Here is a 10,920-nt window from a genome sequence, read left to right as displayed (position 1 = left end):
CCCCGCCGGCGCCGACGGCGCCCTCCGCCGGTACGGGGAGTGCGGCTGGCGGGCCGGGGCGCTCTGCGGCCTGGCGGGCCGGGGCGCTGACCGGTGTCCTGGTCGGCGGGCAGCTGGCGGTGCTCACCTCCGTTCCCGGCCTCCTCGCCGGTCTGCTGGGGCTGCTGGCCGGCGGCTGCGTCACAGCCGGCTCGCGTATGGAGGCGCGGACGGCCGTCGGTGATCAGCCGGACGGGCAGGGGAGCGTCGTCGGGGTGTTCGCGGCCATGCTGATCGCCGCAGCCGTGATGGTCGCCCTGCTGGTGTGGAGCCCGGCGCCCTGGTGGGCGGCGGTGCTGGCCGGCACGGTCACCGGGCCGGTGATCGTGGCGGTCGCGGCCGGCGTGCGGGCCCTGGTCGAGCAGGTGCTGCGCCGGGGCGGGGCGCAGGCAGAGCTCGCCGCCACCGCGGGCCTGTTCAGCGGGGCCGTGGGGTGCGCGCTGACCGCTGCCTCGGTCCACGGGTCCGTTGCGGGCGCCGTCGCGGTCGGGGTCGGTGCCTGGGTGGCGAGCAGCCTGGCCGTCGCGGCGGCGCTGCCCGCGCCCCGCCAGCGCACCCGGCATCTGTAGGCCGCCCGGTGGGCCAGGTGTTCCCGGGCGGGGCGTGGCCGTTCCGTTCGCTGAAGACGGCACGCCCGTGCGGGAGAAGCCGGCCGTGGGCGCCGTATCCGCGTGGATCGCCGAGGTCAGGTCCGAGTGCTGCGCAACGCGGTCCAAGCTGGTCGGTGCCTGAGTATGGCGGACGGCACCCCTCTCGGGCAGTCGTGCGCTACGCCCGCCGGGAGTCGGCTCTGGTCGGGTGCCGGCACGCCGAGAACGCTCGTGGCCCCGCATGTGGTGGGCGTACGGGGCCACGGGACATGTAGCGGGGACAGGGAACCTGCGGCCTCTGGGTCATGAGCCCAGTGAACTGGCTTTCACCGCCGGGGTGGTTCATCGAGCCGACGCCGCCGGTCTGCCCACCGGCCAGGTTGCAGCATCCCCGGGTGCGGGTCGTCCGGATGCCGTTCACGAACGTGCCGGTCCGGTGCCCGGGCACCAACGCCGAGGTGCTCAGTGACTGCGGGTGAGTGCATGCAGTGCGTCCCGGATCCGGTCACTCGCCTGGTACAACCCTCTTCGTTCAGACGGGGTCCAGGGCTGCTGCGGGTCTTTGCGAAACGGCAGGTAGAGCACGGTGGACAGGGTGATCAGGCCGATGTTGTCCGAGGTGATCTCGAAGGACTCCGCACGGCCACGGCGCTTCCAACAGCGGCTGAGTGCCACCTTGTCGAGAATGACGGGAATGGCCTCCTCCATTCGACGGGCGTAGGCCCCGGGCAGAACCACGGTCGCCACTTCAGGAGGCTCTGGCGTGGATGGCGCCTCGGCCGGGCTGTCGAGCCAGAACACTTCCGTCGGTTCGGGCAGCCATCGTCGACTGCCGGAGGGATAGGCATGTCCGGGCAGGTTCATTCCGGCCAGCAGCCGCAGTTGGTCCAGTCGCTCGAAGCGGGCCCGGTCGACGGACACCGTCCACCGGCTGCCGCAGTCCCGATGCGTGCACTGCGCCTCGGCGCTCGCGTGACCGGCGGACAGCTGGGCGAACACGCGTTCCCAGATGCTGGTCCCGTCGGCCCATGCAGCATGGCCGGACACCAGGTGACGAGCGGGATCGTAGTGCTGCAGGAGCAGTTGCATGGCCGGCACGATCCGAGCGGTGCGGTTGCGTAGCGGCGGGTGCCCGGCCGTCCGGCAGCCGGGGCAGCGCATGAGGTGCTCGACGCCATGCCGGGTGTGGACCCAGAAGCCCTCGCTCCCGTTGCAGCTGCGGCACAGCGGGCCGCGGATCAGGCCGTGGTCGTGGCAGTGGTCCCAGAACGCGGCCGGGTCCGGACACAGATCGCATCGGTAGGCGCGGGCGGGCGGCCGGTAGCGCGGATGGTAGGCGGCACCGGTGTGGTCACCGGTGTGGCGGAGCAGCAACGGCGGGCTCTGGGCGGGGGCTTCGCGTGGGGGTGTGTCGGTCACGGGCTCAGCCTGGCGTACACCACTGACAGCGCCGCTCACGCTCGCGTCAGGAGGCGGCGTTGGGGGCGGCCGTGATGAAGGCGGTAGCGACGGCAAGATCTCGGTGATGGTGATGCTTGTCGTCCAGAGGGTGTTGTGGACGGAGCCGCTCAGGGTGAAGGCCAGGCCGAACGCGGTGCGCCTGGCCCCGGGGCCGGATGGGGCAGCGGCCGTGTTGTCGATGCCGCGTATGTGCATGGTGGCGACGTCAACGCGGGAGCGTGGCGGAAGGTCTGCTCGCTCCAAAAGGGCCAGACCATGGGCTGCGCGCTGGTTCGCGAGACGAGGGCCAGCCGCCAGGCGCGGTCTCCTACTGCGGGGACGATCCGCTCGTCCCCGCAGTGTGTGCGGAGCCTGGGAGGACTCCCGGATGGCCCCCGTCACCCATCGTTCCTGCCGCCCCTCCGCCCCGGGCCGGGGCAGCCTTCTCCCAGCCCGTGCTGAACGCCACCAAGAACCGTTGGTCGGCCGTTGTCCGTGCCCTCGCCGGCCTCCCTCGCGCCGCGTCATCCCCCACAGGGCATCGGCCTGCTCCGCCCTGCCGCGGATTCCGCATTGGGTACCGTCGACGGGCTCGGACCGGCATGAGCCTGTCCGGCCGATGCCGGAGACGGGGTTCCGGTAACGTTGCCTGGCCTTTCACAACCGGGCCGGCTTCGCCCTGGGCCGCGCTGGCGAGACGTCTCAGCGCGACGCGCTGCCCAGGTGCGGACACGGGCGGCGTCGCCCGGTCGCACGCCGGCTTCGATGGGGTCGAGGGCGAGCAACTGGGCGTGCTGGGTGCGGATGCGCTGGTCGACGGCGATGCTGATGCGCGCGTGGCGCCCGTCGCGGATCGCGGCGACCGTGCGGGCGTTGATGCAGAGCCGGGCGGCCAGGCAGGCGGCCGGCCAGCCCCGCTCGGCGAGTTCGGTGAGAAGAGCGGCGGCGGGATCGGCATCAACCTGACCGCGTCCCGCCCGTGGTGTCGCGGGTTGTTCGGGCGGCAGCGGGATGCCCAGCACCGCGTCCGCGGTGACACGGGAGACCTGGACCGGTCGGCGCGCGGCCGGTCGAAGGAGCCGGCGGATCAGGGTGACGGCGACGCCGGAGTCGTCGGCGATGTCCTGCGCGGACATGCCGAAATCGCGCAGGGCCAGGGCGTGCTGGGCCGCCGCCTCGGAGTCGACCCGGCCGCGGCGGCCGGCTGCCCGCTCCCGGTCGCGTTCCCGGCGCGCCTTGCGGGCAGCGACCAGGCAGGCCGGGCGGGTGCAGCCGTAGTCCGCGCACGACGGCTGGCCATGGCGCACCCGGCTGCGCGCGGGGCGGCGCTCACCGCGGGCGGGAGCGGGCGGAGACGAGGTGGGTTTTGGGGTCGGCATCGGAAGAGCTGCGGCTGGGACATCGGACGGGGCGGCATCCTGCCGGGCGCAGCCGCCAGGCGGTGGGTCGTCCCGTCGGTCGAGCAGCGCCACGGCCCCCAGTCCGGGCGCAGCTGCCAGGCGGTGGGTCGTCCCGTCGGTCGAGCAGCGCCACGGCGCCCGGACTGGGGGCCGTGTTGGTCTCCTTGTTCTCGCCGGTGCCGTACACGTTCACCATTGTGGCCGCCGCCGGAAGCCGGCCCGGATTTTCGGGCACCCGATACCCCGCGGCTCGGGGGCCAGGTGAACCGGGCCTCGGAACGTCTGTGGGCCCCGTACGCGGTGGGGCGTACGGGGCCACGGGACAAGTAGCACAGCCACGACCCGGTACCCACCGGCATCAACGTCCAGTACGGCACCGCCACCGAGGCCGGTACAACACCGCGACGACGAGCCGGTCGTCAACGGCGTCCGGCCGCGCGGAATCTGGGACCACTCCAGCGCCGACCCCGTCACCCTCTCTTCCCCGCCGACCCTCCCCCGCCCGTCCCGAGCGGAGGAGCCCTTCGTCCGGCCCGTGCCGGATGCCGCCAGGAACCGCTGGTGGGCCGTGGTCCGCGCCCTCGCCACCCGCTACAGCGAGCGCCCCGACAACCAGGCGCTGCGCCAGGCCGCCGCGCACGCCCGCGCCCCGCAGGCCCTCGGCGCCGACCGCGAAACTCTCGGCCGGCTGGCCGAGGAGACGACCAGGCTGACGGCCACCGCGAACCGGCTGCGCGAGCGCCTGGACGACGCCCTCACCCTGCTCCCCTGACCTCGGCGCCCCGGGGTCCGTCCCGTCGCCGGGCCGCGCTGGCGTACCGTCCGGATAGCCTGACGCGGCACAACACGGAAACAGAGACAGCGGCGCACGCGGTGACGGTGACAGCGACCACTCTCGGCTGGCTCGCCGCCCTGTCCTTCTGCGCCATCGCCTGCGCCGAGCTGACCGACCCCACCCCATGTGGACGGCTCCCGCTCGACCGCCCGATCATGTGAATGACCGTGATCGCCGGGGCCCTCGCACCGCTGGCTCTCCTCACGTCCACCAGCCAGATTCCGCGCCCGGGCGGCGTGCCGCTGGGCCTGGCGGAACAAGGCGTCTGGACGATCGGTGTCGTCCTCGTCGTGCGCCTGTTCCGGCGCACGCGATCGGTGCCTACTCCGACAAGCTGCTGATCAAGGTCATTCCGCAGATGCTGCCCGGCATCACCGCACTCCAGCGCATGAGCACCGACACCTCCGCCGAGGCCCTGGCCGAACGTGCACGCACCACCGTGCGGCGCGGGCACGGCCGCGAGGCCCTGCGGTGCCTGTCCAGGGGCGCCGACCACCCCCAGCGCAGCCCCGGACCTGCCGGCGAGGAGGGAACTGCCCTGCGCGAACGGCCCTCCCACCAGTGCCGGAGACACGGACTTCCCCGTCCTTCCTCCCGCCCCTGAAAGGCCAAATCTGATCCGCCCCCGGGCTACGACGCCGGCCCGGCGGACTGGAGTCCGTCGCCGTCTCCAGCGGGCTCGCGCCACTCCAGGTCGAGCTGATCGGCTCCCTCGCGTACGACGATGGGCCCGTGCTTCTTCTCCAGCTTGTTGTACTGGGTCCGACCTGACCCCTCCTGCTGGTAACCGGCCCACCGGGCCAGGTTGGGCCTGGTCAACTCCACACCCGCTTCCTGATGCGCCAGATAGATCCGCTCGGCGCGCTGGCCCTTCGTCTCGTTGGGCGGAGCGGCACCGAGCTTGACCTTCGGCTCCTCAGGCTCCCCGCCGGCCGCCTCGTCGTCCTCCGCGTCCCCGGCTCCCCCCTGTGGCGCCCCGTCCTCCGCGGCAGAGGCACCGGCCTCCTCCACCCGCTGCTCGGATTCCCCATCGAATGCCCTCTCCGGGCTGGGATCTGCGTGGGGCTGCTCAGCCGGGGCCGGAGTCGGGGCCACCGGCTCCGGCACCGCCGCCGAGACCCCAGCAGCCCGGTCCGCTGTTCCGCCGCCCGCGCCGGCCGGCGGCACGGCGGGCACGGTGACCGGCTCCGCTGCGGCGCTCGCCGCAGCGGGAACGGGCTCCAACGGTGCGGACGCGGACGCCACAACCGGGCGGGCGGGCGGCTCCGCTGCGACGGGCGCCGACTCGAGCTGCCGCTCGCCCGCCGGCGGCGCAGCAGCCTCTCCCCCGTCCCGTCCCACCGCGATACCGAGCCGGGCCTGACGCAGGGGCCGCAGTTCCTCGGCCGTCGCCTTCTTGCGCCAGCCGCGCCCGTGCCTCGCCCTCAGGTCCTGCCGCAGCAGCATCTTCTCCTGGTAGCGCTCCAGCGCGAGCGCGTAGGACCGTATCTCCCACAGCTTCATGTCCCGCCATATCGAGAAGGTCGCCACCGGCGCGAGGAACCAGCGCGACAGCCGCACGGAGTCCATGTGCTCGTCGAGCTCGATCGACGTCGCCTTGGCGATGGCGTTGCGCATCGCCTCGGTCACCGCGACGAACAACAGCGGGATCGTCGCGTGCATCGCCGAGCCCAAGACGTCCGGCCACGAGGAAGCGGCGTTGAACGTGATCGTCGCCGCCGTCAGCAGCCACGCAATGTACCGAAGCAACGGATACTTCAGGTTCACCGAGGTGAGCGCCAGGTCGAGGGCGAGCAGGACCGCGATACCGAGGTCGACCGCGAGCGGGAACGCCGGGGCGAAGCTGCCGAACCCCTTCTCCTCCGCCAGGGCCCTCACCGCGGTGTAGGAACCGGTGAACCCGGCCCCCGCGATCGCGATCGACCCCAACCCGATGGCACCGAACAGCGCCTTGCGCCCTCTGCCCCACCGCACCCGAGCCCCCTTCGGAGCAGGGCTCGACGGCACAGCCGGCCGGACGACGGTGCTGCTCGACCCAGCGGTCATGGATGTACTTCCCTCTCGTCAATCTGTGCGCAGGCGCGCATCGCACATAGAGGCGCGATCAACGCCCCCGGTGTGACACAGACCGACCTCCCACCGCATTCAAGCCACGCCGGTGGCCCTGAACGGTACGAGGGATGAAGTCCAGGAACCACCCCCTTCTCCCCACGTTACCCTCTCCCACCTGGCATTTTGTACCGAAGATCCGATCTGCCCCGCCCGCGAGAGCAACGCCACGCCTTGGCTACGCTTCAGTGCGCCAGTTCACGGACTGGCCGAAATTGTTCTCACTGATCGTCTGGGGAGCCCCGATGCCCGTGGTCACCATCGTCGTCGCGCTCCTCGCTGGCCTCGCCGCCGGAGCCGCCGCCCGACCGTTGATCTTCGCCCGCGCCGTCCCCCGCGGTGAACCCGCCCGAACCGCGTGCACCTCCTGCTCCACGCACTACCCGGCCCCCGGACTCCGCGGCCGCCTTCAGGCAGTGACGGGACGCTGCCCCGCCTGCGGAGCGAAGACCGGACCGCCCGCCGGGCTCCCGGAGGCCCTTACCGCAGCGGCCTTCGCAGCACTCGCCGCTACCGGAGCCGGCGGCTGGATCGGCGCCGCGCAGTACTGGCTGGCCGCCTGCGGCGCAGCCCTGAGCATCATCGACCTCAAGGTCCACCGCCTTCCCGACGTCCTCACCCTCCCCGCCTCCATCGGCACGATCCTGCTGCTGGCAGGAGCAGCGCTCGCCGGAGAACCGGGCAGCTTCTTGCGCGCCCTCGCCGCGGCGGGAGTGGTGACGGCTGCCTACCTCGTCCTCGTCGTGACCGGCATGGGAATGGGTGACGTCAAACTCGCACCGGCCATCGGCGCGCTTCTCGGCTGGTCGAGCTGGACCGTTGCCGTCCGGGGAGTATTCGCTGGGTTCCTCCTGGCGTCGGCCGTCGGCTTCCTCCTACTCCTGATCAGACGGGTGTCCGCGCGAAGCCACCTAGCCTTCGGGCCGCACATGATCATCGGGGCGCTCGTTCTCTGCGCCGCGAGCACCTAACCCAAGCATCGGACCACCCCTCAACGTGACCCACGAGTTGGGTCGAGAGCGCCACGCGGCGCCTCGAGCGGCACAGCGGTGTCGAGGGAGATGCAGGTACGCCTCGCCCGGCAGGTGAAAGCCGGTGAGATGCGCTGCGGACGCTCTGCCGGTTCACCCGTTCGTGACCCTGGTGACGCCGCCCGATGCGCACGCCGTTCAAGCATCCGCTACCGGAGCGGACAGCGTTCGGGGCCTCGCGCTGCTACCGCCGAAGCGTCCCTCAACGACCGAAGTGCAGCGTACGCACGGGCCGAATTTACCTTTTTGCTCGAATGGTTGATATGCATTCAATGTGGAATTTCGAGCGGTTCCGAGGGTCAGCTGGAGTGCGAATCAGACCCCAGCGACACGCAGAAGCAACTTGCCTGCATTGCAAAGAAACCTTCAAAACAGGCTCTGACCTGCACTTTCACATGTTCACTAGCTAGGACACAGGGCGGGACACAGGATGGGACACAGGGACACGACCAGCTCCATCGCTCCGTAGACCTTCCAGATTTCTAGCTACGCGGGAAGCTTCTGCGGATACCTACAGAGGCTCCAGCGGTGCACGCAAGCACCCCCGAGCGCGGATGACGGTCTGCACGTTCAGCCAGAACACCCATCTTCCTTGCACGCATCCCTCAGCGCGTACACACCCGCAAGAAGCCCCAACTCTGCTAGCGTGAGCCCGCCATCCAGTGGATTGGATGGCAACCGGTCAGCAACTCAGCAAGTTCGGCGCCGCAGCGACCAGCCGTCAGGGGTTAGCGATCAGGCAATGGAAGGCATGCAAAGCTTCACGTTGCCCCATCGGGAAGCCCTACCAGTACGGCGCTCACCGCAATTTGAGGGTCACCAACGCGTCAGCTGACTGGCTTGCCTGACCGCCACGTAGCAACTCGCCAAGTAGTAAGCAGGTACTCCACTCTCATGCCTGAGCAACTCGCCACAGAGCCGGCACAGGGCCTGGTGCCCTCTCCTGCCAGCGAAGCCAGTTCAGTTCCCGCGACGTTCCTGTCCGGGAACATCACGCCGCCCGTTCTGACAGTGCCCTCTCACGTAAGCACTGAAGTCCGAGAACTGATTTACAGCCTCCCGGAGCCCTTGCGGACGGCTGTCCTCGCTGCCCTCAACACTCCTGACGGCGTGAAGATCACCATGGGCAACGCCAAGGGCGGCGTGATGAAGACAACACTCTCCGTCTACGTCGCGTTGATTCTGGCGCTCACTGGTGAACCCGTTCTCCTCGTGGATGCCGACGACACCAACAAGACCTGCCTCAAATGGCAGGCTGCGGCCGAAGAAGATTGGCCATCGCTCGTAACTGTTGTCGGCTACACAGGATCCGCCATGGCCAAGCAGGTCAAGGACCTCATGGCACGAGGCTTCAAGCACCTGGTGATCGACGTTGGCCCCACGGACAAGGGTGTCCTGAAGACTGCCTGGATGTTGACCAAGCGAGGGATCGTTCCAACCCAACAGCACGTCGGCGACGTCGTGCAGTTGACGACTACGTTCGATCTCCTCAAGGAGATGGGCGAGCACGTCGACCTCTTCGTCATGCTCGCCAAGTCCTTCCCCAAGCGCAGCAGCTTCAGCAACGCCCGCGACTACATCCAGGGCTTGATCGACGGCGAGAGCGCCGACCACCCGGACGGCCTCCCAAGCGTGGCGCTTCTGGACAGCACCGTTCCTCTACTTGAAGGAATCGCCGACACCTGGGGTTCCATCCCGGATGATTTCATGCACTTCGGATCGGTACTCGCCGAAGCCCTCGGAGTCCCGGCCTCAGTCATCGCCGAGCGTGAAGCTGCCTGGCTTGCGAACGAGGCGGAGGCGCAGTGATGGCTGAAGCTAAGGGGGGAAGTCAGACTCCACCTCGACGGCGAAAGCCGCAGAAAGCCAGTGCCGCTTTCGGGAAGCTGAACCAACTGTCAGCTTCCGGTGCACTTTCCAAGATCAACGGCGAGCCGACGCCCTCACCCGCGCCAGCCGAACCTGTGCAGGCTTCCCCGGCCGCCAGCGGTACGCCGACCAACCTGGCACCTGTAGTCACCCCCGACACCACCGGGCCCGCAACTGACAGCAAGTCTTCCGCGAAAACGCTCACGAACGCTCACGAGTCGTCGGTAGACAACACTCCGGGGGAGCCTGTGCAGGCTTCCCCGGCCGCCGGCGGTACGCCGACCCACCTGACACCTACCGACACACCCCAGCACCCTGGGAATGCTCGTGAAGAAACTGCGGATTCGTCGAGCACGCCAACCGAACGCGAGTCCGCGGGGACACCCTCGATCGATGGACTGATGGCGACGGAGAGCACCCCGTCCGAGAGGCCGGACGCCACCTCGGACGCGACGCCGATCCCTGCACAGAATCCAGTTGAGGGTCCGCCGCGACGTCTCTCCGCTCAACGCCTCACCGACACCCGCTTGCCCCTCTCCGGGCATGAGGTGCTCGAAGGACAGGACTCACCGCCGCCCCGGGGCGCGGTCACCCTCAGGAGCACTTCAGGGCCCGACTTCCCCGCTACGAGCGGCTTCTCCGAGAAGCGGATGCTCAACGCGCTTCCCCCGCAGCTCGCCGAGAAGGTGCAGGGGTTGCCGGTCGCATACATCGAGCTCGCGAGAAGCTATCGCCAAGCGCAGGCAACACGAACCGGCACTAAGCCTGCGAAGCGCAACATCCGGCTTCACACCGAGGTCGCAGTCGCAGTTAACCGCCAGATGGTCAGCGACAAGCGCATGCTCGGACTCAGGAACCTGAAGCCAAGTCAGTACCTGGACGCTGCAATCACCCTGGCACGAGACATCTCGGTCGCCGATCTCATCAAGGCTGCCGACGAGTTCCGGGACAGGCACCTGGGGGAGGAAAGCGGTTCAGCATCCCCCAACCACTACAGCATCAGCCGCGAGAACGATGTCTGGCTGAACGACATGATGGACGAGCTACTTCTGGCGAACACCACTGGCCTACACGGGCACATGGTCAATGTGATCGTCCAGTCGTTCCTTGAGCAGTTGAGAGCTGAGGCCCCAGCAGCGGACTGACCCGGGCTCAAGGTTGTCGTGGCCCCATGCACCCTCGAAGGGCGAGCCGCATCCAGTGGCTCGCCCTTCTTCGTGAGCAGAATTCACATAAGGGCAAGCTAGGACACATGCCGGGACACAGCATGGGACACGGGGACACGCGGACCCCCGATGGGCACCCCTCTGCGCCCAGGGGTCGGTCTTCACAATCCTGCTCATCCCCGTGGTTCACTATCGACCGAAGGCACGTCAGCCCCGAAACTGCGCGACCCTCGCGCACCTCTGAACGTGCGGAACTCCCCACTCTCGACCGGTCCGCACGCTCAGCACGACATGCACCTGGGCGCCAAGTGCCCTCCCACCTGCATCTTTTTGCCAATCTGAGGGATCCCAGCGAGTACTGATGGCCGTAATTGGCCAGGCCGGCGACACGCTGAAAACCCCGCCTTGCATCAGATATGCGCGAGGGTCGTATGATTCGCA

Annotated in this window: 9 protein-coding genes and 1 pseudogene; 7 read left to right on the top strand and 3 right to left on the bottom strand. The window is 69.3% G+C overall.

What is annotated here, in order from left to right; translation table 11 throughout:
• A pseudogene (locus MHW47_RS05290) lies at window positions 1-608 on the top strand (hypothetical protein); the annotation flags it as partial.
• 483 nt (window positions 609-1,091) lie between these two features.
• Here the strand turns inward: MHW47_RS05290 and MHW47_RS05285 are convergent.
• On the bottom strand, window positions 1,092-2,048 hold the full coding sequence (locus MHW47_RS05285; RefSeq protein WP_239221448.1) for an endonuclease domain-containing protein: 957 nt from the start codon (window positions 2,046-2,048) through the stop codon (window positions 1,092-1,094).
• Window positions 2,049-2,593: 545 nt separating this feature from the next.
• Window positions 2,594-3,541: a hypothetical protein gene (locus tag MHW47_RS05280; protein WP_239221447.1), complete on the bottom strand. Its 948-nt coding sequence runs from the start codon at window positions 3,539-3,541 to the stop codon at window positions 2,594-2,596.
• Between the two features lie 463 nt (window positions 3,542-4,004).
• On the opposite strand from MHW47_RS05280, the gene MHW47_RS05275 reads away from it, so the two are divergent.
• The 3 genes from MHW47_RS05275 (at window position 4,005) to MHW47_RS05265 (ending at window position 4,908) form a co-directional block, all read left to right on the top strand.
• Window positions 4,005-4,241: a hypothetical protein gene (locus MHW47_RS05275; RefSeq protein ID WP_239221446.1), complete on the top strand. Its 237-nt coding sequence runs from the start codon at window positions 4,005-4,007 to the stop codon at window positions 4,239-4,241.
• 224 nt (window positions 4,242-4,465) lie between these two features.
• Entirely contained in the window at window positions 4,466-4,645 is a 180-nt protein-coding gene (locus tag MHW47_RS05270; RefSeq protein WP_239221445.1) for a hypothetical protein, read from the top strand.
• A gap of 17 nt (window positions 4,646-4,662) precedes the next feature.
• Window positions 4,663-4,908 carry a hypothetical protein gene (locus MHW47_RS05265; RefSeq protein ID WP_239221444.1) on the top strand — a complete coding sequence of 82 codons (246 nt, stop codon included), beginning with the start codon at window positions 4,663-4,665 and terminating at the stop codon, window positions 4,906-4,908.
• Window positions 4,909-4,934: 26 nt separating this feature from the next.
• Here the strand turns inward: MHW47_RS05265 and MHW47_RS05260 are convergent, their stop codons facing one another.
• Window positions 4,935-6,278, bottom strand: coding sequence for a DUF2637 domain-containing protein (locus MHW47_RS05260; protein WP_239221443.1), 1,344 nt, complete (start codon window positions 6,276-6,278; stop codon window positions 4,935-4,937).
• Between the two features lie 380 nt (window positions 6,279-6,658).
• Here MHW47_RS05260 and MHW47_RS05255 point away from each other — a divergent pair, with 380 nt between their 5' ends.
• The 3 genes from MHW47_RS05255 to MHW47_RS05245 all read left to right on the top strand — a co-directional run bounded on the left by MHW47_RS05255 (window position 6,659) and on the right by MHW47_RS05245 (window position 10,458).
• Window positions 6,659-7,384: an A24 family peptidase gene (locus tag MHW47_RS05255; protein WP_239221442.1), complete on the top strand. Its 726-nt coding sequence runs from the start codon at window positions 6,659-6,661 to the stop codon at window positions 7,382-7,384.
• A 954-nt stretch (window positions 7,385-8,338) separates the two neighbouring features.
• Complete coding sequence (locus MHW47_RS05250; protein ID WP_239221441.1) at window positions 8,339-9,253, top strand: AAA family ATPase; 915 nt, start codon at window positions 8,339-8,341, stop codon at window positions 9,251-9,253.
• 461 nt (window positions 9,254-9,714) lie between these two features.
• Window positions 9,715-10,458 (top strand): hypothetical protein, encoded by a 744-nt coding sequence (locus tag MHW47_RS05245; RefSeq protein WP_239221440.1) that lies wholly within the window; start codon window positions 9,715-9,717, stop codon window positions 10,456-10,458.
• Window positions 10,459-10,920 lie beyond the last annotated feature (462 nt).

This window comes from Streptomyces sp. OfavH-34-F (assembly GCF_022347745.1).
In the GTDB taxonomy this organism is placed as follows: domain Bacteria; phylum Actinomycetota; class Actinomycetes; order Streptomycetales; family Streptomycetaceae; genus Streptomyces.
This window is presented reverse-complemented; position numbering and strand designations above follow the sequence as displayed.